At 70.5% G+C, this 21,645-nt stretch carries 23 protein-coding genes; 16 read left to right on the top strand and 7 right to left on the bottom strand.

Going from position 1 to position 21,645, the window contains the following annotated elements; genetic code table 11:
• The first annotated feature begins 1 nt into the window (after window position 1).
• The 7 genes from ngg to trmD all read left to right on the top strand — a co-directional run bounded on the left by ngg (window position 2) and on the right by trmD (window position 5,677).
• Window positions 2-1,726: an N-acetylglutaminylglutamine synthetase gene (ngg, locus tag AC1MEY_RS05545; RefSeq protein WP_480229708.1), complete on the top strand. Its 1,725-nt coding sequence runs from the start codon at window positions 2-4 to the stop codon at window positions 1,724-1,726.
• Between the two features lie 48 nt (window positions 1,727-1,774).
• Entirely contained in the window at window positions 1,775-3,010 is a 1,236-nt protein-coding gene (locus AC1MEY_RS05550) for an osmoprotectant NAGGN system M42 family peptidase (protein WP_480229709.1), read from the top strand.
• Between the two features lie 63 nt (window positions 3,011-3,073).
• Entirely contained in the window at window positions 3,074-3,502 is a 429-nt protein-coding gene (locus AC1MEY_RS05555; RefSeq protein WP_480229710.1) for a nuclear transport factor 2 family protein, read from the top strand.
• Window positions 3,503-3,693: 191 nt separating this feature from the next.
• Window positions 3,694-4,203, top strand: coding sequence for a 30S ribosomal protein S16 (rpsP, locus tag AC1MEY_RS05560; RefSeq protein ID WP_480229711.1), 510 nt, complete (start codon window positions 3,694-3,696; stop codon window positions 4,201-4,203).
• Window positions 4,200-4,442: an RNA-binding protein gene (locus tag AC1MEY_RS05565; protein WP_056548932.1), complete on the top strand. Its 243-nt coding sequence runs from the start codon at window positions 4,200-4,202 to the stop codon at window positions 4,440-4,442. The genes rpsP and AC1MEY_RS05565 overlap by 4 nt, the downstream gene beginning before the upstream one ends.
• 13 nt (window positions 4,443-4,455) lie before the next feature.
• A complete protein-coding gene (gene rimM / locus AC1MEY_RS05570) occupies window positions 4,456-4,983 on the top strand; it encodes a ribosome maturation factor RimM (RefSeq protein WP_480229712.1) in 528 nt (175 codons plus the stop codon).
• 7 nt (window positions 4,984-4,990) lie between these two features.
• Window positions 4,991-5,677, top strand: a complete 687-nt coding sequence (trmD, locus tag AC1MEY_RS05575; RefSeq protein WP_480229713.1) for a tRNA (guanosine(37)-N1)-methyltransferase TrmD — start codon at window positions 4,991-4,993, stop codon at window positions 5,675-5,677.
• Here trmD and AC1MEY_RS05580 read toward each other — a convergent pair.
• The gene (locus AC1MEY_RS05580; protein ID WP_480229714.1) at window positions 5,674-6,642 is read right to left on the bottom strand and encodes a serine hydrolase; all 969 of its coding nucleotides are present in this window, start codon (window positions 6,640-6,642) and stop codon (window positions 5,674-5,676) included. The genes trmD and AC1MEY_RS05580 overlap by 4 nt on opposite strands.
• Before the next feature lie 312 nt (window positions 6,643-6,954).
• Here AC1MEY_RS05580 and rplS point away from each other — a divergent pair, with 312 nt between their 5' ends.
• From rplS to AC1MEY_RS05620, 8 genes are read left to right on the top strand one after another with little or no spacing between them, the layout of a single operon-like run.
• The gene (rplS, locus tag AC1MEY_RS05585; RefSeq protein ID WP_163798073.1) at window positions 6,955-7,296 is read left to right on the top strand and encodes a 50S ribosomal protein L19; all 342 of its coding nucleotides are present in this window, start codon (window positions 6,955-6,957) and stop codon (window positions 7,294-7,296) included.
• A gap of 55 nt (window positions 7,297-7,351) precedes the next feature.
• The gene (lepB, locus tag AC1MEY_RS05590) at window positions 7,352-8,155 is read left to right on the top strand and encodes a signal peptidase I (RefSeq protein WP_480229715.1); all 804 of its coding nucleotides are present in this window, start codon (window positions 7,352-7,354) and stop codon (window positions 8,153-8,155) included.
• Window positions 8,156-8,162: 7 nt separating this feature from the next.
• Window positions 8,163-8,936 (top strand): ribonuclease HII, encoded by a 774-nt coding sequence (locus tag AC1MEY_RS05595; RefSeq protein ID WP_480229716.1) that lies wholly within the window; start codon window positions 8,163-8,165, stop codon window positions 8,934-8,936.
• Between the two features lie 41 nt (window positions 8,937-8,977).
• A complete protein-coding gene (locus AC1MEY_RS05600; protein ID WP_066983311.1) occupies window positions 8,978-9,283 on the top strand; it encodes a DUF2469 domain-containing protein in 306 nt (101 codons plus the stop codon).
• 2 nt (window positions 9,284-9,285) lie between these two features.
• Complete coding sequence (locus AC1MEY_RS05605) at window positions 9,286-10,095, top strand: SDR family NAD(P)-dependent oxidoreductase (protein ID WP_480229717.1); 810 nt, start codon at window positions 9,286-9,288, stop codon at window positions 10,093-10,095.
• Window positions 10,096-10,125: 30 nt separating this feature from the next.
• The gene (locus tag AC1MEY_RS05610) at window positions 10,126-10,899 is read left to right on the top strand and encodes an HAD-IIA family hydrolase (RefSeq protein ID WP_480229718.1); all 774 of its coding nucleotides are present in this window, start codon (window positions 10,126-10,128) and stop codon (window positions 10,897-10,899) included.
• A gap of 32 nt (window positions 10,900-10,931) precedes the next feature.
• Window positions 10,932-12,137 (top strand): CoA transferase, encoded by a 1,206-nt coding sequence (locus tag AC1MEY_RS05615; RefSeq protein ID WP_480229719.1) that lies wholly within the window; start codon window positions 10,932-10,934, stop codon window positions 12,135-12,137.
• The gene (locus AC1MEY_RS05620; RefSeq protein WP_480229720.1) at window positions 12,134-12,946 is read left to right on the top strand and encodes an acyl-CoA thioesterase; all 813 of its coding nucleotides are present in this window, start codon (window positions 12,134-12,136) and stop codon (window positions 12,944-12,946) included. The genes AC1MEY_RS05615 and AC1MEY_RS05620 overlap by 4 nt, the downstream gene beginning before the upstream one ends.
• Here AC1MEY_RS05620 and AC1MEY_RS05625 read toward each other — a convergent pair.
• The 6 genes from AC1MEY_RS05625 to AC1MEY_RS05650 all read right to left on the bottom strand — a co-directional run bounded on the left by AC1MEY_RS05625 (window position 12,915) and on the right by AC1MEY_RS05650 (window position 20,505).
• Complete coding sequence (locus AC1MEY_RS05625; protein WP_480229721.1) at window positions 12,915-15,413, bottom strand: AMP-binding protein; 2,499 nt, start codon at window positions 15,411-15,413, stop codon at window positions 12,915-12,917. The two genes, AC1MEY_RS05620 and AC1MEY_RS05625, sit on opposite strands and share 32 nt — an antisense overlap.
• Window positions 15,413-16,501 carry an ABC transporter ATP-binding protein gene (locus AC1MEY_RS05630; RefSeq protein ID WP_480229722.1) on the bottom strand — a complete coding sequence of 363 codons (1,089 nt, stop codon included), beginning with the start codon at window positions 16,499-16,501 and terminating at the stop codon, window positions 15,413-15,415. The genes AC1MEY_RS05625 and AC1MEY_RS05630 overlap by 1 nt, the downstream gene beginning before the upstream one ends.
• Window positions 16,498-18,090, bottom strand: coding sequence for an ABC transporter permease (locus AC1MEY_RS05635; RefSeq protein WP_480229723.1), 1,593 nt, complete (start codon window positions 18,088-18,090; stop codon window positions 16,498-16,500). Before AC1MEY_RS05635 ends, AC1MEY_RS05630 begins: the two co-directional genes overlap by 4 nt.
• Before the next feature lie 13 nt (window positions 18,091-18,103).
• Window positions 18,104-19,129, bottom strand: a complete 1,026-nt coding sequence (locus AC1MEY_RS05640) for an iron ABC transporter substrate-binding protein (RefSeq protein WP_480229724.1) — start codon at window positions 19,127-19,129, stop codon at window positions 18,104-18,106.
• Window positions 19,130-19,230: 101 nt separating this feature from the next.
• A complete protein-coding gene (locus AC1MEY_RS05645; RefSeq protein ID WP_480229725.1) occupies window positions 19,231-20,157 on the bottom strand; it encodes a hypothetical protein in 927 nt (308 codons plus the stop codon).
• 9 nt (window positions 20,158-20,166) lie between these two features.
• Window positions 20,167-20,505 (bottom strand): hypothetical protein, encoded by a 339-nt coding sequence (locus AC1MEY_RS05650; RefSeq protein ID WP_480229726.1) that lies wholly within the window; start codon window positions 20,503-20,505, stop codon window positions 20,167-20,169.
• A 369-nt stretch (window positions 20,506-20,874) separates the two neighbouring features.
• Between AC1MEY_RS05650 and AC1MEY_RS05655 the strand changes: the two genes are divergently transcribed.
• Entirely contained in the window at window positions 20,875-21,258 is a 384-nt protein-coding gene (locus AC1MEY_RS05655; RefSeq protein ID WP_480229727.1) for a hemophore-related protein, read from the top strand.
• Window positions 21,259-21,645: the final 387 nt, after the last annotated feature.

Raw genomic sequence — 21,645 nt, forward strand, 5'->3', positions numbered from 1 at the left:
CGTGGCGTCGCGGGGCGGGTCCGACGACGACGCCGAACAGGGCGTCGTCCAGGACCTCGGCTGGGGGCGGCTGGTCTTCGGGCAGACCTTCTCCGACCCCGACCAGTTCGGCAACGCCTTGCGCGCGGAGGCCAGCGGGCGCCGTGACATAGGGATGTACCTCGATGCCCCGCACGTCTTCGTCGCCCTGCACCCCCACGAGTTCTTCATCGACCCGAGCTTCACCTACCGGTTGACCTTCGAGCGGCCCGGCGAGTTCCGTCCGCCGGACGTCCCGGGCCTGTCCGTGCGGACGGTCCAGAGCAAGGAGGACTGCGCGGCGATCAACCACATCTACGTGCAGTGCCGGATGGTGCCCGCCGACGTGGACCTGATGTGGAACAACAGCCACTCCGAGCCGCACATGATCTACCTGGTGGCCACCGACGACGAGACCGGTGCCGTGGTCGGCACGGTCACCGGGATCGACCACGCCGACCTGTTCGCCGACGAGGAGAACGGGTCGAGCCTGTGGTGCCTGGCCGTCGACCCGACGATCTCCCGGCCCGGTGTCGGCGGCCTGCTCGTCCGGTCGCTGGTCGAGGAGTTCGTGAAGCGCGGCCGCGCACAGATGGACCTGTCGGTGCTGCATGACAACGAGGGCGCCATCGCGCTGTACGAGCGGATGGGATTCGAGCGGGTGCCCGCACTCGGCATCAAGCGCAAGAACGCGATCAACGAGAAGCTGTTCGCGCCCGTCCAGGAGGGGGAGGGGCTCGCCGAACTCAACCCCTACGCCCGCATCATCGCCGACGAGGCCATCATGCGCGGGATCGCCGTCGAGGTGCTCGACGGCAAGGGCGGCTACCTGCGTCTCACGCACGGCGGTACCAGCATCGTCACGCGGGAGTCCTTGTCCGAGTTGACCAATGCGGTCGCCATGAGCCGCTGCGACGACAAGCGGGTCGCCCGCAAGGTGGTCTCGGACGCCGGCATCCGGGTGCCGCTCGGACGCACGGCGACGTTCGACGACGAGGACTACGCCTTCATGGCCGAGGTCGGCTCGGTGGTGGTCAAGCCCGCCAGGGGCGAGCAGGGCGCCGGCATCACCGTCGGCGTGAGCGCACGCGACGATCTGGACCGCGCGCTGGCGTGGGCCGCCAAGCACTGTCCCGACGTCATCGTCGAAGAGCGTTGCGAGGGTGAGGATCTGCGCTTGGTCGTCATCAACGGCAAGGTCATCGCCGCCGCCATCCGGCGGCCCCCCGAGGTGGTGGGCAGCGGCAAGCACACCATCCGCCAGCTCGTCGAGGCCCAGAGTCGACGACGGGCCGCGGCCACCCACGGCGAGTCCGTCATCCCGGTCGACGCGCTCACCGAGGACACCGTCCGGGACGGGGGGTGGGAACTCGACGACGTCCTGCCGACCAACGAGCGTCTGGTGGTTCGCCACACCGCCAACCTGCACACCGGTGGCACCATCCGGGACGTCACCGACGACCTCCACCCCGTGCTCGCCAAGGTGGCGGTGGAGGCTGCCGACGCGATCGGCATCCCCGTCACCGGCATCGACCTCATGGTCCCGTCGGTGCAGGGGGAGGAGTACGTCTTCATCGAGGCCAACGAGCGACCCGGCCTGGCCAACCACGAACCTCGGCCCACCGCACAGGCTTTCGTCGACCTGCTGTTCCCCCGCACCGCTGCGACCCCGTGGGCGTGGCAACCCGGACCGGTGGATCAGAACTGACCGGGCACGGGTAACGTCACGGTTCTCTGAGAAGAAGAGGGAGGCACTGTGCCCGAAATCGCCGCCATGCCCGCGGATGACCGCGCGTGGATGGTCGACACGTTGCTCGCGCTGCTGCAGACGCCCAGCCCGTCGGGACGCACCGACGCCGTCATGCAGCTGATCGGTGACATCCTCGACGAGATGGGCGTGCCGTTCACGCTCACCCGGCGCGGCGCGCTGAACGCCGAGTTGCCCGGTGAGTCGGACACCATCGACCGGGCGATCGTGGTGCACGCCGACACGATCGGCTGCATGGTGCGCGAGCTGAAGGACAACGGCCGCCTCGAGCTGATCCCGGTGGGCACGTTCTCCGCCCGCTTCGCCGCAGGCGCACGCGTGCGCATCTTCTCCGACGACCCCGAGTCGTTCATCACCGGAACGATCATGCCGCTCAAGGCCAGTGGGCATGCGTTCGGCGACGAGATCGACACGCAGCCGACCGACTGGGAGCACGTCGAGGTGCGGGTCGACCGCAAGGTGTCCTCGCGCGCCGACCTCGAGAGGCTCGGCCTCCACGTCGGCGACTTCGTCGCGTTCATCACCAGCCCCGAACTCACCGAGGACGGCTTCGTCGTCTCGCGGCACCTCGACGGCAAGGCGGGCGTGGCCGTCGCGTTGGCGCTCGCGAAGTGCGTCACCGAGAAGAAGTTGGTGCTGCCGCACCGCACCACGATCATGGTGACCATCACCGAGGAGGTCGGTCACGGTGCGAGCCACGGCCTGCCGCCCGACGTCGCCGAGCTCATCTCGGTCGACAACGCGGTGTGCGCGCCCGGGCAGCACTCCATCGAGGACGGCGTGACCATCCCGATGGCCGACCTGCACGGCCCGTTCGACTACCACCTCACCCGCAAGCTCTGCCGGATCGCCGACGAGCACGAGATCCCGTATGCGCGGGACGTCTTCCGCTACTACCGCTCCGATGCCGCCGCCGCGATCGAGGCCGGTGCCGGTACCCGTGCCGCACTCGTCGGCTTCGGGCTCGACGGCAGCCACGGCTGGGAGCGGACGCACCTGGACTCGCTCGAGGCCACCTACAACCTGCTGAACTGCTGGATGCAGACGCCGCTGACGTTCGCCAAGTGGGACGCCCAGCCCACCGGCAAGCTGCGCGACTTCCCGTCGTCGCGGCAGCCGGCGCCGAGCGAGCAGTGGGTGCCGCTGTCCCGCGGCGACCACACCGAGCCCGGGCACGCGTCGCTCGGCGAGCACTGGCCGCCTGCCGAGGGGCCGCAGGCCTAGGCCGCCGGAGCCGCTCGCGCATTCACCTGCCGGGGGTGCGGGCCCGGCGGTACAACTGGTGGCGTGCTGAGCCTCGAAGAGATCTCCGACCGCCTCGAAATCCAGCAGTTGCTGGTCGACTACTCGACGGCGATCGACACCCGCCGGTTCGACGACCTCGACCGCGTCTTCACCCCGGACGCCTACATCGACTACCGGGCGATGGGCGGCATCGACGGCCCGTTTCCCGACGTCAAGAAGTGGCTGGCCGACGTGCTGCCCAACTTCCCGGCGTACTCGCACCTGATCGGCAACTTCGACGTGAAGATCACGGGGGACACCGCGACGTCGCGGATCCTGTGCTTCAACCCCATGGTGTTGGGTGGCTCACCGGATGCGGGTGGGCAGATCATGTTCTGCGGACTCTGGTACGACGACGAGTTCGCGCGGACCGCGGACGGCTGGCGGATGACCCGTCGCGTCGAGACCAAGTGCTTCGACAAGGTCGTCTAGCCGACCGACCGGCGATTTCCGTCCGACCACGACGTTCTGGCACAATGGGCGGCTGTCTGCCCCGCGACACGGTTCGAGCCAATCGCTCGATGAGCCGCGCGGCGGTCACACGCGCAGTGCAAAACCGGACCGGGCAACCTGCTCGAGTCGCTGAATTGCAAGCGCGGCAAGCACAGGAGAAGTAGTTCGACATGGCTGTCAAGATCAAGCTCGCCCGCTTCGGCAAGATCCGCAACCCCCAGTACCGCATCTCGGTCGCCGATGCGCGCAACCGTCGCGACGGTCGCGCCATCGAGGTCATCGGCAAGTACCAGCCGAAGGAAGAGCCGAGCCTCATCGAGATCGACTCCGAGCGCGCGCAGTACTGGCTGAGCGTCGGCGCGCAGCCCACCGAGCCCGTCCTCGCCCTGCTGAAGATCACCGGCGACTGGCAGAAGTTCAAGGGCCTGCCCGGTGCCGAGGGCACGCTGCGGGTCAAGGAGCCCAAGCCGTCGAAGCTGGACCTGTTCAACGCGGCCCTGGCCGCCGCCGACGACGCGCCGACCGGTGACGCCACCACGCTGAAGAAGAAGAAGGCGCCCGCCAAGAAGGCCGACGCCGCCGAGGGCGACGCCCCGGTCACCGCGGGCGAGACGCCCGAGGCCGCCGCCGACGCCGCGGAGATCGCGCCCGCCGAGACCGACGCGCCCGCCGCCGAATGAGCACGGTCGTCGTCGACGCCGTCGAGCACCTGGTGCGCGGAATCGTCGACAACCCGGACGACGTCCGCGTCGACCTGGTGACCAACCGCCGCGGCCGGACCGTCGAGGTGCACGTGCACCCCGACGATCTGGGCAAGGTGATCGGTCGCGGCGGCCGGACCGCCACGGCGCTGCGCACGCTGGTCGCCGGCATCGGTGGCCGCGGCATCCGCGTCGACGTGGTCGACACCGACCAGTAGGTTCGGCACGTCTGTGGACCTCGTCGTCGGGCGGGTCGCGAAGGCGCACGGCGTCACCGGTGAGGTCGTCGTCGACGTCCGCACCGACGACCCGGACTCCCGCTTCACCGCCGGAAGTACGTTGCGCGGCAAAGTCGGTCGCACCGGGCCCGAGCGCGAGTTCGTGATCGAGTCGGTGCGCGATCACGCGGGCCGTCTCCTCGTCCGGCTCGAGGGCGTCGCCGACCGCAACGCCGCCGACGCCCTGCGCGGCACGCTGTTCCTCGTCGACTCCGGCACCCTGCCTCCGATCGACGACCCCGACGAGTTCTACGACCACCAGCTCGAGGGGCTGCGGGTCCGGACCGTCGCCGGTGACGCCGTCGGGACGGTGGCCGAGGTGCTGCACACGGCCGCGGGGGAGCTGCTGTCGGTGACCACGGAGGCCGGCGCCGAGATCCTGGTGCCGTTCGTCGGCGCCATCGTCACGTCGGTGTCGCTGTCGGATCAGACCGTCGTCATCGACCCGCCGGACGGTCTGCTGAACATCGAAGACCTCTAGGAGCGACGTGCGGATCGACGTCGTCACCATCTTCCCCGACTACCTCGCACCGCTACGGCAGGCGCTGCCGGGCCGGGCCATCGAGTCGGGTCTCATCGAACTCGGCGTCCACGATCTGCGTCGCTGGACGCACGACGTGCACCGCTCCGTCGACGACTCCCCGTACGGCGGCGGGCCCGGCATGGTGATGAAGGCGCCGGTCTGGGGTGACGCGCTCGACGAGATCTGTTCTGCCGAGACGCTTCTGGTGGTTCCCACGCCGGCGGGGCGGCCGTTCCGGCAGGCCGACGCGCAGCGGTGGACCACCGAGCCGCACCTGGTGTTCGCGTGCGGCCGCTACGAGGGCATCGACCAGCGGGTCGTCGACGACGCGGCCCGCCGGATGCGGGTCGAGGAGGTGTCGATCGGCGACTACGTGCTCAACGGCGGGGAGTCCGCGGCGCTCGTGATGATCGAGGCCGTCGTCCGGCTGCTGCCCGACGTCATCGGCAACCCGGCGTCTCACCGCGAGGACTCGCACTCGGTGGACAACGACGGTCTGCTCGAGGGGCCGAGCTACACGCGGCCGGTCCGCTGGCGTGACCTCGAGGTGCCCGCCGTGCTGCTGTCCGGGGACCACGCGAAGGTGCGGGCCTGGCGACACGAACAGTCCCTCGAGCGGACCCGCCACCGCAGGCCCGACCTGCTCGACTAGACGCGCCCCTCGGGGAAGATCGTCCGGACGGCCTTGGTGATGGTCTCGCGCGCCTCGTCGGCGTCCGCGGGCTCCATCGAACTGATCGCCATCACGTACCGCCGGTCGGGACCGATGACGCCGGTGGACAGGTGCATCCAGTCCGAGCCGACGCAGCACATCCAGCCCTGCTTCACCGCGACGCGGTCGCCGGGCAGCCCCTCGGGGATGCCGAAGCGCTGCGGATAGACGCCGCCGGGCACCATGCCGTCCGGGGCCGTCGGGGTGGAGTTCGCGAGGTTGGACAGGATGATGCTGGACTGCTCGGGCGGCAGTCCGCCGGTGCCTGCCAGCATCATGTCGTAGTAGCGCACGAGGTCGGTGGTGGTGCTGATCGTGTTGAACCACCGCCCATTGTTCGGTGGCCGGGTGGACTCGAGGCCGTAGCGGGCGACCACCCGATTGATGATCGCGCTGCCGCCGCTGCGGTTCCAGAACGTCTCGGCCGCACTGTCGTCGGACGAGCGCAGCATGACGTCGAGCAGCTGCCGGTCGGCGGGGGACAGCTGGGTCTGGCCCTTGGACACCTGCAGCAGCAGGTCGTCGGCGATGAAGAGCTTCACCACCGACGCGATCGCGATCGCGGAGCCGTTCCCGTTGGTCACCAGCTGTCCGGTGTTGCGGTCCAGCACGGCGACGCTGATGTCGGCACCCTCGGCCGAGGCGTCGGCGGTGGCCTGCCGCTCGCGATCCGCGAGTCCGGTGAAGGTGGCTGCGGGTTGATCCGGGGGAGCCTCCGGCAGCGGCGCCTTGCTGCCGAGCGGAGCGACGACGGTCAGCTGCGGCGGTGCGCCGGGGGCGGGTCCGGGATCTCCGTAGTCCCGTGCGCCGCAGCCCGACACGACCGTCAGCGCGGCGGACAGCACCGCCGCGGTGATCAGTGATGACGTCGACCGCCGCCGAGACACAGTCCCTCCTCGTACCATCGGGTGAGCGGGGTGCGGCGTCGGCGAACGACGCGCCTCGACCCGACACCTCTGCTCAGCCAGCCTAACCTTTGGGTGCGGTGCACGCGTCCCGGCCGAGGGCCGTCCGGCGGACCCGACGACGCGATTTCGCTCGGCGGGGGGCGGTCTGGCACAATTGAGCAGTTGTCCGCGCAGGTTGCGGGGCTCGGTTCGCTCACGGGCCATGGTCTGCCGCGGGATACACCTCACACGTACACACGAGATCGGCCCGGTGTCCGAGTCGCGACCAGCGACCCGCACCGACGCCCACATGCTAAGGAAGTGTCTCCGATGAACACGCTGGACTTCGTCGACCAGACGTCGCTACGCGACGACATCCCGACTTTCGGCCCCGGTGACACCGTCAACGTGCACGTCAAGGTCATCGAGGGCTCCAAGGAGCGCATCCAGGTCTTCAAGGGCGTCGTGCTGCGTCGCCAGGGTGGCGGGGTCCGCGAGACCTTCACCGTCCGCAAGGAGAGCTACGGCGTCGGCGTCGAGCGCACCTTCCCGGTGCACTCGCCCAACATCGATCACCTCGACGTCGTGACCCGCGGTGACGTCCGTCGCGCCAAGCTGTACTACCTGCGCGAGCTGCGCGGCAAGAAGGCCAAGATCAAGGAAAAGCGCTGACCCACGAGCGCCTCGCGTCCCGTGCCGTGATCGCCGCCGTGATTACTCTGTTGGCGTGACCGGACCCGCTGACGCCGCCGACGCGCCAGAGACCGACGACGCGACCGAGGCGGAGCCGCCGAAGAAGAAGCGCGGCGCGATCCGCGAAGCGGCGATCCTGCTGACGATCGCGATCGTCCTGTACTACGTGATGCTGACGTTCATCGCGCGGCCGTACCTCATCCCGTCGGAGTCGATGGAACCGACGCTGCACGGATGCCCGGGCTGCGTGGGCGACCGCATCATGGTCGACAAGATGACCTACCGCTTCACGTCGCCGGAGCCCGGCGACGTGGTGGTCTTCAAGGGGCCGCCGGCCTGGAACATCGGCTACAAGTCGATCCGCTCCGACAATCCCGCTCTCAAGGTGGTCCAGGACGCGCTGTCGTTCGTCGGATTCGTGCCACCGGACGAGAACGACCTGGTGAAGCGGATCATCGCGACCGGCGGTCAGACCGTCGAGTGCCGCGCCAACACCGGTCTCACGGTCGACGGCAAGAAGCTCGACGAGCCCTACCTCGACCCGACGACGATGATGGCCGACCCCGCCGTCTACCCCTGCCTCGGCAACGAGTTCGGTCCGGTGACGGTCCCCGACGGCAGACTGTGGGTCATGGGCGACAACCGCACGCACTCGGCCGACTCGCGGGCGCACTGCACCAACCTGCCCGCCGACGCGCAGCGCGGACTGCTGTGCACCGGCGATCCGGAGTCGGGCACGGTCCCCGTCGACAACGTCATCGGCAAGGCGCGATTCATCGCCTGGCCGCCCGGACGGTGGGGCGGGGTCTCCAGCGTGAACCCGCAGACGTCGCACTGAGAGTCCCGTGGCTCTGACCTGGCCCCCGCGCACGGTGATCCGCAAGTCATCGGGCCTGCGCACGCTCGAATCCGCGCTGTACCGAGGCAATCTCGGCCCCGTCGCGGGTGTCGACGAGGTCGGCCGCGGCGCCTGCGCCGGACCGCTGGTGGTCGCCGCGTGCGTACTCGGGCCGAACCGGTTGGAGAGCCTTGCTGCGCTCGACGACTCCAAGAAGCTGACGGAACGCGAGCGGGAGCGGCTCTTCCCGCTGATCCGTCGCTACGCGCTGGCCTACCACGTCGTGTTCATCCCCTCGACCGAGGTGGATCGGCGCGGGGTCCACGTCGCCAACATCGAGGGCATGCGCCGCGCGGTGGCCGGCCTGCCGGTGCGGCCCGGGTACGTGCTGAGCGACGGGTTCCGGGTGCCGGGCCTGCCGATGCCATCGCTGCCGGTGATCGGCGGCGATGCCGCGGCCGCGTGCATCGCCGCGGCGAGCGTGCTGGCCAAGGTGAGCCGCGACCGGCTGATGGTCGCGATGGACGAGACCCACCCGGGCTACGGGTTCGCCCTGCACAAGGGGTACAGCACGCCGACGCACACCGCCGCGATGGCGGAGCTGGGGCCCTGCAGCGAGCACCGCCGGTCGTTCATCAACGTGCGCCGGGCGGGTGCCTGGGGCGAGCGAAGCGACGGGGAGAAGACGGGGTTCACGGAGATCACGCTGGGTGATCGTGATCTCGAATGGGACGACACGTCGCTCCTCGAGGAGCCGACGCAGCACGCCGAGACGAGCTGAGGGAAGATGGATCGCACACCGACCGGAGGACCGCTGAACCGATGAGTGCCGAAGATCTCGAGAAGTACGAAACCGAGATGGAACTCTCGCTGTACCGCGAATACAAGGACATCGTGGGGCAGTTCAGCTACGTCGTCGAGACGGAGCGACGGTTTTACCTCGCCAACAGCGTCGAGATGGTGCCGCGCAACGCCGACGGCGAGGTGTACTTCGAACTGCGACTCGCCGACGCCTGGGTGTGGGACATGTACCGGCCCGCCCGCTTCGTCAAGCAGGTCCGGGTGATCACGTTCAAGGACGTCAACATCGAAGAGGTCGAGAAGCCCGAACTCCGCCTGCCGGAGTAGACGTGCCCGCCGATCCCCCACGCACGGCCGTCGTGACCGGTGCGAGCCGCGGCGCCGGACTCGGCATCGCCACCGCTTTGCTCCGATCGGGGTGGCGGGTCTACCGCACCGGCCGCTCCGCGGCGGACGACGGCGCCGGTGGCATCCCAGTGGCGGTGGACCACCGCGACGACGACCAGGTCGCGGCGCTGTTCGCCCGGGTCGCCGACGAGTGCGGGTCGCTGAATCTACTGGTCAACAACGTCGCGTCGATCGACGACGAACTGACCGGCGCAGCGCCGTTCTGGGAGAAACCGCGCCACCTCGGCGACGTACTGGACGTGGGGCTGCGGTCCGCCTACGTGGCGTCCTGGCACGCGGCGCCCCTGCTGCTGGGCAGCGCACGCGGGCTCGTCGCGTTCACGTCGTCCCCGGGCGCGGTCTGCTACATGCACGGCCCCGCGTACGGAGCCCAGAAGGCGGGCGTCGACAAGATGGCCGCCGACATGGCCGTCGACTTCAGGGGGACCTCGGTGGCGACGGCGTCGATCTGGATGGGCATCCTGCTCACCGAGAAGTTCCGCCGCGCCTTCGACGGCCATCCCGACGCGCTGGCGCGCACCGCCGAGCACGCCGAGACCCCCGAGTTCACCGGCTACGTCATCGACGCGCTGTACCGGGATCCCGACCTGCACGATCTCAGTGGACGCGCGCTGATCGGCGCCGAGCTCGCCGCCCGGTACGGGATCACCGACGAGGGCGGCCGCACGCCGCCGTCGCACCGCGACGCACTCGGCTCGCCGCGCGAACCGTCGACGGTCGTCGTCCGCTGACCCGGCGCGCCACCTGACACACTGGACCGCATGCGCACCACACCGCAGTGCTGGCTGACCGACATGGACGGCGTCCTGGTCCGCGAGGACCACGCCCTGCCCGGGGCCGCCGAGTTCCTGCAGACCCTCACCGACAAGCAGCGGCCGTTCCTGGTGCTCACCAACAACTCGATCTTCACGCCGCGCGACCTTGCGGCCCGGCTGGCGCGCTCGGGGCTGATCGTCCCCGAGGAGGCGATCTGGACGTCCGCGCTGGCGACCGCGGCCTTCCTGCACGACCAGCTGCCCGGCGGCTCGGCCTACGTGATCGGCGAGGCCGGTCTGACCACGGCGCTGCATCACGTCGGCTACACGCTGACCGACGTCGGCCCGGACTTCGTGGTGCTCGGCGAGACCCGCACGTACTCGTTCGAGGCCATCACCAAGGCCATCCGCCTGATACTCGGCGGCGCCCGCTTCATCGCCACGAACCCCGACGTCAGCGGCCCGTCGGCCGAGGGGCCGCTGCCCGCCACCGGGTCGGTCGCCGCGCTCATCACCAAGGCCACGGGCCGCGAACCCTACTTCGTCGGCAAGCCCAACCCCATGATGTTCCGCAGCGCGCTGAACCGCATCGAGGCCCATTCCGAGGACACCGTGATGATCGGCGACCGCATGGACACCGACGTGGTCGCCGGCATCGAGGCCGGCCTCGAGACCATCCTGGTGCTCACCGGCTCCACGACCCGCGGCGACATCGAGCGCTATCCGTTCCGGCCCAGTCGCGTGTTCGAGTCGATCGCCGACGTCGTCGACCTCGTCTGAGCCGGTGGCACCGCGCCCCATATCGTGATCGCATGACCGACCGTCCCGATCCCGCCCGGCCGCTGGCCGGGGTGCGGATCGTCGAGATCTCCAGCTTCGTCGCCGTCCCGCTGGCGGGCATGACGCTCGCCCAGCTGGGCGCCGAGGTGGTCCGGATCGATCCCGTGGGCGGTGCGGCCGACTACCACCGCTGGCCCGTCACCGACGAGGGGGTCAGCATCTACTGGGCGGGTCTGAACAAGGGCAAGCAGTCCGTCGCCGTCGACGTGCGGTCCGACGACGGGCAGGACCTGATCCAGCGTCTGATCGCCGACGCGGGCGTCTTCATCACGAACGTGGCCGGGCGCGAGTGGCATTCGTACGAGACGCTGCAACGGCTGCGGCCCGACCTGATCCAGGTCGAGGTGTCCGGCCGGGCCGACGGCGGCACGGGCGTGGACTACACCGTCAACGCCGGCGTCGGCTTCCCGCTCGTCACCGGACCCACGACGATCGACACCCCGGTCAACCACGTGCTGCCCGCGTGGGACGTCGCGTGCGGGATCTACGCCGCGCTCGCGGTCGCCACCGCGGTCCGGCACCGCGACGTCAGCGGGGCGGGCCAGCACGTGGCCATCCCGCTGGAGAACGTCGCGCTGGCGACCGCGGGCAACCTGAGCTTCCTGACCGAGGCCATGGTCACCGGTGAGTCCCGGCAGCGCCTCGGCAACTCCATCTACGGGCAGTACGGGCAGCAGTTCAGCAGCGCTGACGGCCAGTCGTTCATGGTGGTCGCGCTCACCGGTCGGCACTTCCGCGATCTGACCGAGCTGACCGGCACCACGAAGGCCGTTGCGGCGCTGGGCGATTCGCTGGGTGCGGACTTCGGCACCGAAGGTGACCGGTTCCGGCACCGCGACGCGCTGACGGGCCTGTTCACCACGTGGTTCGTCGACCGCACCGCCGACGAGGTCGGGGCCGCGCTGGCGACGACGTCGATCCTGTGGGAGCGCTACCGGACGTTCGCCGAGGTCGTCACCGACCCCAAGGTCACCGACAACCCGCTGTTCACCCCGCTCGATCAGCCCCGGGTGGGCACCTACCTCGCACCCGGATTGCCGATGGCGATCGACGGTGACTACCCGGCGGCCGTGGCCGCTCCCGAACTGGGCGACCACACCGCGAACGTGCTCCGCACCCGCCTCGAGATGTCCGACGCCGACGTCCGCGCGCTGATCGACGCGGGGACCGTCGCGTGACCGGACTCCTGGCGCTGCTCGACGTGCGGCCCGGGCCCGACGACGGCACCTGGGTGGGGCCGGCCAGCGGCCCGGAGGGCAAGCGCGCGTTCGGCGGGCAGTTCATGGCGCAGAGCCTCGCGGTGGCCGCGCGCACCGTCGACCCCGCGAAGCCGGTCACGAACATGCACCTGCAATTCCTGCGCGGCGGCGAGGCGGGCGACGCCATCGACTACGCGGTGACCGACGTCTACGAGGGGCGGACCGTCGCCGCGCGCCGGGTGGACGCCACGCAGGCCGGCCGGCTCCTGACCACCGCCAGCGTCACGTTCGCCGCGCCGATGGCCGGCCCCGAGCACGGGACGGTGCCCCTGCCGGGTGACCCGGAGTCGTTGCCGCGCACCGGTCCGGCGGGCCCGGCGCCGTCGATGCCGCTCGACGAGATCGACATCCGGATGAGCGACGACCGGTCGTCGGGCGAGTTCGTCCGGCGGCTGTGGTGGCGCGTCACCGCGCCGGTGCCCCCGGACGAGACCCTGCACACCGTCATCGCGGCGTATGTCTGCGACGTCTACATGATTGATCCGGCCCTCGCCGTGCACGGCCACTCGATGGCCGCGCGCACCCACCGCAGCGGCACCACGGACTCGTCGATCTGGTTCCACCGGCCGGTGCTGGCGGATCGGTGGAATCTGTTGGAGACCCGGTCGCCCGCCGCGGCGCGCGGCCGCGGCGTGATCACCGGAAGCCTGATCGGCGCCGACGGATCGATCGCGGCGACCCTCGCTCAGGAGGGACTCATCGCCGAGCGGGAGCCGCGGCCGTCCTGACCGGTGCGGTCCGGCGCAGCCGGATCCATCGACGCGCCCACGTGACCAGGCGGGTCAGCAGGACGCCGACCACGACGGCGACGACGACGCCCGCCAGCGTGTGCTCGCCGAACAGCGGATACACCTGGTAGTGGGTGAGATAGGTGAACAGCGACGCCTCGGCGACCAGGCCCACGACGACGGTCAGGGCGGACGGGCACCGGATGGCGGGCAGCCAGATCAGCAGCGCCAGACCGACGAACACCAGCGCCTCGCGGTCGGGATTGCCGAAGTATCCGACGACGCCCACCGCCAGGACCGCGGTGACGGCCAGCCGCTGCCATGCGGTGGTGGCCTTCGACGCGGCCCAGCCGATCGCGAAGAACCAGAACGCCAGCACCGTGAACCACGCGGCGCGGCCGAGGCCCAGACCGAACACGTCCCAGCGCAACGCCATGCCCACCGCCAGGAAGCCCACCGCGAAGCCGAACGGCCAGCGGCGTTCCACGCGGTCGCCGAGCGGCGACCAGCAGATCAGCGCCAGTGCCGCGAGCACCCAGACGATCACCTCGACGAACCACAGGCGGCCGGCGGTCATGCTGTCGTCGGGACCGAGAAACTTGTTGGCCAGCAGCAGGTTCGACGCGGTGTAGTCGTCGGTGACCAGGAGCGCGAAGGCGATCCAGACGATCGACGGCACGGCGATCCACGCGATGGTGCTGCGTAGATGACGCATGCGCGTGGCCCTCGGCAGCGGTGTCAGGCAGAAGCGGCCGAAGTTGTAGCCGGCCACGCCGAGCAGGATGTGCGCGCCACCCCACAGCACCCACAGTTCGGCGTGCGATCCCACCACCAGGACGATCGCCGCGGCGCGCAGGGCCACGCTCGTCTCCACCGTCGTACCCCACCACCGTCGCGTCTTCTGCGCGGACTCCAGCTGACGCAGCGGCAGCCGCTGCCAGTCGGACGGCAGGTGCCCGAGTGCCCGCTCCAGCCGGACCGACATGGCGACGTAGGACAGCGAGTTGCCGCCGAGGTCGACGAAGCTCTGTTCCGGGGCGATGTCGTCCGGGTCGATCTGCAGCACGTCGGCGAACAGGCCGCGCAGGTCGAGCGTCGCGTCCCCGGCGGGGGTGCGCTCGGCGGCCAGCTCGCGGACGCTGCGGTAGTCGGGCTTGCCGGTGGGCAGCCGGGGGATCTCGTCGACCTCGACCACCCGGATCGCCGCGCGCGGGAGCCCGGACGCCTCGGCCGCCGCACTCGCCACGTCGCACCCGTCGGGCCGCTCTGCCGCGGCGACGAGCAGCAGCCCGTCGCCGTCGGTGCAGATCGCCGTGACGTCGTCGGCGCGCAGGGACGACTCGACCCGCTGCAGGTCGATCCGCAGTCCGTACAGCTTCACGAACCGGTCGCTGCGGCCGACGACCTCGTAGAGCCCGTCGGCGCCGAGGCGCGCGACGTCGCCGGTGCGCAGCTCGTCGACGTCGCCGGGCAGCGCCAGGTCCTCGACGGCGTGCGCGTAGCTCATCATGACGTTGGGGCCGCGGTAGCAGAGTTCGCCCGTGCCGTCGGGCATGCCGTCGACCGGCGCGATGCGGAACGACCCGCCGGGAATCGGCACGCCGATCGAGCCGGGATGGTCGCTCGCGAGGTCGGGTGGCAGGTAGGCCATCCGCGCGGTGGCCTCGGTCGCGCCGTACATGACGACGAAGTCGAAGCCCGTGGCGCGGCCCAGGTCGGCGAAGCGGCGAACGCGGTCGGGCGGCAGTCGGCCACCGGCCTGGGTCACGTAGCGCAGGTCCGGCAGCGCGCCGGACCGGCAGGTCTCGTCGAAGCCGATCCGGTCGAGCAGGTCGAACGTGTGCGGCACCCCGGCGAACGTCGTCCCGCGGTGTTCGCGGAACAGGTCCCAGAACGCGTCGTCGACCACGGACCGCTCGGTCAGGATGATGGCGGCGCCGCGCAGCAGATGACTGTGGATCACCGACAGGCCGTAGCAGTACGACATCGGCAGAGTCGTTGCGGCGCGGTCGCTTCGGTGAATGTCGAGGTAGGTGGCGATCGACTCGGCGTTGGCGGCCAGGTTGAACCGCGACAGCCGCACCAGCTTCGGCGACCCCGTGCTGCCCGACGTGGACAGCAATAGCGCCAGATCGGGATGCAGGTCGTGGCTGCCGCGGTGCCGGTGGACGAGCAGCCCGTCGCAGACGGTCACGTCCGGCTGGTAGGCGTCGACGACCGCGGTGTGGTCGCCGCCGCCGGGCACCGGCAGCACGACGTGGTGTCCCGCCAGCGCGGCGAGGTAGGTCACCAGCGTCGGCAGGTCGTTGCGCGTCTCGAGCAGCACCAGTTTCCGGCGCGTGCCGAATTCGGCCGTGCGCGAGGCGACCTCGGCGGCCAGCTCCCGGTAGGTGACGGTCCGGTCCTCGGTCAGGACCGCGGGGTCGTCACCGTGGCACGACAGGTGGTCGACGAGACGCTCGAACATCACGACGCCGGGGCCGTCCCCGGCCGGTGCGGGGGTCGCTCGTCGAACACGACGGCGGACCCGATGACGTGGATGCGGACCTTGGCGTCGACGGCGGGGGGTGCGACGCTGTGCTGGCGGACGGTGATGGGTTCGGCGTCGGCCCCGAGGTCGACGGTGAGCAGCACGTCGTGACCGCGGAACTCCGACGCCAGGACCGTGGCGATGCCGTCCCCGCGATCGTCGTCGGCCACCGCCGTGGCGTCGAGCTGCTCGGGCCGCAGCATCAGCGTGCCCGGACCGTCGGAGGGGTTGCCGCGCAAGGGGATCCGGCCCAGGGCGCTGTCGGCGACGCCCCCGTCGACGCGGCAGGCCATCAGCACGCAGTCGCCGAGGAACTCCGCGGTGAAGCGGTCGTTGGGCTCGCGGTAGACGCCCTGCGGGGTGCCGACCTTCGTGAACCGACCGTCGCGCATGACCGCGACCTGGTCGGCGATCGACAGCGCCTCCTCCTGGTCGTGGGTGACGATCAGCGTCGTCACGCCCGCGTCGGAGAGCAGCGCCGCGACGGCCTTGCGGGTCGAGGCGCGCAGCCCGGTGTCCAGAGCGCTGAACGGTTCGTCGAGCAGCATCACGACGGGACTGCGGGCCAGCGCGCGGGCCAGCGCGACGCGCTGCTGCTGGCCGCCGGACAGCTCGTGGGGCCGCCGCCCCGCGTAGGACCCGTCCAGCGACACCGTCGCCAGCAGGTCCGCGACGCGGGTCTTGACGTCGCGGGTGCGCCGGGGGAGGCCGTACGCGATGTTCTGGCCGACCGTCAGATGCGGGAAGAGGGCGCCGTCCTGTGCCACGTACCCGACGTCGCGGCGGTGAGCCGGCGTACTGGTGTGGGGTCCGACGACCTGGGTGCCGCCGATGGAGATGGTGCCGGTGTCCGGTGTCTCGAACCCGGCGACCAGGCGGAGCAGCGTGGTCTTGCCGCAGCCCGAGGCGCCGACGACGGCGGTGATGGTGCCCGGCGCCACGGTGAGGTCCACGCCGTGCAGCACGGTGTGCGCGTCGAACGACTTGACCAGGCCGGTGACCTCGAGCGCGTGGGGAGCGGTCACAGTGCCGCCGCCCGCGTCGACTCGCGAAACAGGACCACCGTCACGGGGATGGCCAGGACGATGAGCAATAGCGCGTACGGCGCGGCGCCGGCGTAGGCCAGTTCACTGGACAGCGACCAGAACCGCATCGCCAGGGTGTTGGTCCCCGTGGGTGCGAGTAGCAGGGTGGCGGTCAGTTCGGTGGCGACGCCCACGAAGACCAGCGATGCGCCCGCGGCGGCGGCGGGCGCGGTGAGGCGCAACGTGACCCGCAGGAAGCTGAGCGTGGGCGACACCCCCAGCGAGCGCGACGCCTCCTCCAGACCCGGAGGTACCTGCGCCAGACCCGACCGGATGTTGACCATCGCGCGCGGCATGAACATCAGCACGTACGCGGCCAGCACCAGCGACACGGTCTGGTACAGCGGCGGCAGGTAGCGGATCGCGACGGTGACGAGGGCCAGTGCGGTGACGATGCCGGGCATCGAGCTGGTGACGAAGTTCGAGCCCTCCACGAAGCGGGCGAAGAAACCGCTGTAGCGCACCGCGACCCAGGCGAACGGGAACGCGAGCACCGTCGTCAGCGCCGCGGCCGCGGCCGCGAGCGCCACCGTCTGCAGCACCGACGGGACGATCTCGTCGACGGCCCAGACCTTCGCGCCACCGATCCACAGCCACCGCAGCACGGTCCACACCGGTACGCCGAGCGACAGCACGGTCAGCGCGGCGAGCGCGCCCAGGGCGGGGATCGTCATGGCACCCAACCGGTGCGACACCATCGCGCGTTGCGCGCCGGACCCCAGCCGGGCGTAGCGCGCGGTGCCTCGGACGCGGGCCTCGCCCACGAGCAGGACCAGGCACAGCAGGATGAGGATGCCGGCGAGCGTGCTGCCCGCGGCGCCGTTGAAGGTGGCCTGGAACTGCTCGAAGATCGCGGTGGTGAACGTCGAGAAGCGCAGCATGGCGAACGCGCCGTACTCGGCCAGCAGGTGTACCCCGATCAGCAGGCCGCCGCCGAGGACCGCGAGCCGCAGCTGGGGGAGCACCACGCGCCAGAACACCGCGGCGGGGCTGGACCCCAGCGCGCGGGCGGACTCCTCGATCGCCGGATCGAGCCGCCGCAGCGTCGCCGCCGCGGGCACGTAGACGAACGGGAAGTAGGACAGCGTGGCGATCAGGACGCCGGCGCCGAAGCCGTGCAGGGTGGGGACCACGCTGACCCACGCATAGCTGTTGATGAAGGCGGGCACGGCGAGCGGGGCGACGAACAGCGGCCGCCAGACGGACCGCCCGGGTACGTCGGAGCGTTCGACGAGCCACGCCGCGGCGATGCCGAGCGCGACGCAGATCGGCACCGTCACGACGAGCAGCCCGACGGTGTTGACGAGCAGTTCGAGGACCCGGGGCCGGGCGATCAGCTCGTAGGCGCGCGCCGGACCCAGCGACGCCACCGAGAACGCGACGTAGCCGATCGGGACGAAGGTGGCCGCGACGAGGAGGACGACGACGGCGACGACCAACGGACCCGGCCGCCTCCGGGCGCCGCGGCCCGTCGGCGATGCGGGGTCGGTCGGCAGCGCTACGGTCGGCAGTGCCTCGGTGGTGACCACCTCAGTCGGCCATCTAGAGCAGGCCCGCCTTCGTCATCAGGTCGGTGACCTTCTGCGAGTCCAGGTTCGACGGGTTCACGGTGGGGGCCTGCAGCTGATCGAGCGGAACGAGTGCCGGGTTGGCGGGCACCCCGCTGGCGACCGGGTACTCGAAGGACGTGCCCTTCTCGAGCACCTCCTGGCCGGCCTTGCCGGTGATGAACGTCAGGAACTTCTGCGCGTCGTCCTTCTTCTTGCTCGACTCGAGGATGCCGCCGCCCGAGATCGAGACGAAGGCGCCCGGATCCTGGTTGCGGAAGTAGTGCAGCGCGGTGTTGCCGCTGATCTCCTTGGTCTCCGCCTGATCGCGGAACCAGTAGTAGTGGTAGATCACGCCACCCTCCACCTGGCCGTCGTTGACGGCGCGCAGCGTGGCGATGTTGTCGGAGTAGATCTCCGCGTTCGTCTTCATGCCGGCGAGCCACTGCGCGGTGGCGGGTTCGCCGGTGAGTTCGAGCATGGCCGCGACGATGGCCTGGAAGTCGGGCTTGACCGGCGGGGCGCCCCAGCGGCCCTTCCACTCCGGCCGCTCCAGATCCATGATCGACCGCGGCAGTTGCGCCTCGGTGAGCTTGGTCTTGTCGTAGGCGAACACCGTGGTGCGCGCGGCGACGCCGGTCCACTTGCTGGTCGCGGGACGGAACTGAGCCGGGACCTGCGCGATGGTGGCCTGGTCGACGTCGGCGAACAGACCGGCCTTCTCGACCGCGGCCATCGCGGGGGAGTTCTCGGTGAGGAAGACGTCGGCGGGCGAGGAGGCCCCCTCGGCGATCAGCTGGTTGCCCAGCTCGGTGTCACCGCCCTGGCGGTAGGTCACCTTGATGCCGGTTTCCTTGGTGAAGGAGTCGATCCACTCCTTGGTCAGCGACTCGTGCTGCGCGTTGTAGATCAGCAGGCCGTCCTCCTCCTCGGACGACGAGCAGGCGGTGAGGCCCGCCGCGAGTGCGACCGTGGCGAGGACGGCGGTGATGCGACTCCAGCGATTCCGACGAGGTGACAACGACCAGCCCTTCTTATGCCAGGTGAGGATTGCCTAACGAACATTACCCCGTCGACCTGGGAGGTTCGGCGTGCCCGGCGGGAAGCGTCCCGGCTCCGTCATCAGCCCTCGAGGTCGACCGACAACCACTGCTCGAGGGTGATGCCGAACGCGTGCGCCTGGCACAGTTCCGCGTTCCGCCGCCTCCCGACGTCGGGGCTCACCCATTCCACGAATTCGCGCTCCGGATGGCTCGCGTCGCGCATGTGGATGAAGTAGTCGAATGCGCCGTATCCCTGGACGCGGTCGGCACGGATGCGAAAGGGCAGTGGCAATCGGTACAGCCGGGTGCCGCGCACACCGACGTCGAGCAATTCGGCGTCCGAATCGACGACGAGCCGCTCGAACGACATGTAGGTGACGGCGACCGACCGCTGATCGGCATTCTCGAGTTGCGCGATCTCCTGGATCAGCAATTCGCTGCGGATCACCTTCAGATAGGCGACGCGGGTGAACTCGGCGCCCTGCAGGTAGTAGGACCCCGTGCCGTCCCACCACTCGACGGCGGGCCGGCCGGTGTCGTCGTGCAGGACGTCGGGCCGGCCCTCGGCGGTGCGGACCGCCGGCATCGGCACCAGGAGCAGCTCGCCGCCGGTGGGCAGCACCCACCCGACGCCCGCCGCGTGGAGATCGGTCATCGCGCGGGAGAACCGCGCCCACCGGCTGGTCGACAGGATCGCGTTGCCGTCGAGCCGGCGGGCCGTGGACACGCCGCGGCGCCGGGTCTCGGCGGCGAGCACCCGGTCTTGGACGGTGCGTGCCCGGTCGTCGACGGTCGCGCGGAACTCGTAGCCGAACAGGGTGTCGCCGGGATCGTCGTCGGCCACCCAGAAGGGCGCGGTCCGCCAGCGCGGATCCGGGCCGCGGTGACGGGCGGTCGTCAGCGCCCGGTCCAGGCGGGCGACGACGCCGACCTTCGCCGGGGTCAGGTCGCGGAGGTCGCAGAACCGCGCCACTGCCTCGAGGGCGGCGGCGCCGTCGAACGCCATGGCGCCGGGTCAGTCCTGGACGTACCGGACGCGGGGGTGCGGATCGACGGTGGAGCCGACGTCGAACTCGGTCTTGCGCAGCACCCGCCAGACCCCGGCTGGGACCTCGAGTTCGCGGTGCTGGTCGTGGTCCTTGCGGTGCGAGAGCTGCGTGGGCTGGTCGAGGTCGACGTAGACGTCCCCGTTGGCGGCCACGATCCGGGCGAACTCGCGGTCGCTGTCGAGGACGTGATGATGGCCGGACTCGCTGTGGCCGACGATGCAGGTGGTCACCCGTTCGCGGATGCCGGCGGGGGCGGACCGGACCGGGAGCAGCATGACCTCGCCGTGGCGGATGGGGTTGTGCATCGACGTCTCCTCGAGTGGTGGTGGGTCAGGCGAACGTAGCGCCGGGGTCCGACACGTCCGCGTCTACGCTGAGCGCGAAACGTGCTGTGTCCGTTGCTCGGTCGAATTCACGTGCAACGGCGCATTCGCCGGTAACGGACTCGTCACGATTCCTTGAGCGAGTGTGCGCGAATTCTTAATCGTCCTGCCATCGTCTTATCGCTCGCTTAGGAACATCGGCCGAATTGCGGCCAACGTCACGCTCTTCGGCGTAACGATTTCCGATGCGTGGATGTGCAGTTTGAGGCCGCCGATTGGGAGGTCGTCGCGTGGGTACCTTGGCGTCCGGGCGGGGGGACTGCCCAACCAATCGAACCAAGGAATCAACTGATGACATCGATGAACACCACCGTGCGACGCGGACTCGCGGGCGTCCTGGCCACCTGCGCGCTGGGCGTGGGCGTCGGCGCCGTCGCCATGCCGGCGGCCAGCGCGGCCCCGTGCGACGCGGCCGGCTACGCCAACACCACCAGCGGCGTGCTGAGCGCCGCCGGCGGCTACCTCGCCTCGCACCCCGGCGCGAACGACGTCCTCACCCGGGCGGCGTCGCAGTCGGACGCCGAGGCGGAGGCGTCCGTGCGGGCCTACTTCACCAACAACACCAACGAGTACTTCGACCTGCAGCGGATCGTGCAGCCGCTGAAGGACCTGCGCGGCCAGTGCGGTGTGACCGTGTCGCCCGCGCAGCTGTCGAGGCTGCTCGACGCGCTGTGAGCTAGCTGATCGGCCACGCCGCCGCCGCAGTCCTTCGGGCTGCGGCGGCGGTGTCGTCCGTGCGGGCTTCTGTGTGGGGTGCGTTCTGCGTGGGGGTGGTGGTCCTTCGGCGAGCGTGCGTGTCTGCGGGCGACACGCCGGGTGCGAACCCGAGTTTGCGCACGCTCGCGGGGTGGCTGGGGTCGGGCGGATGTCCGGTCTCGTCGTTTGCGGTCCTCCGCGTCGTTTCTGGCCGCCGTACGTGCGATTACGGCGCGATTTCGGCCGTTTCGCCGCCATGGCCGCACGTTCGGCGCGGCGGGCTCGGGGGTTGGACGCATTGGCCGCGGCCAAGCGCCCCTGTGGATGAAGTCGCGTCTGGGGATGAACGGCCCTGCACCGCCCGGT

Source organism: Mycobacterium sp. PTI7 (assembly GCF_056679845.1).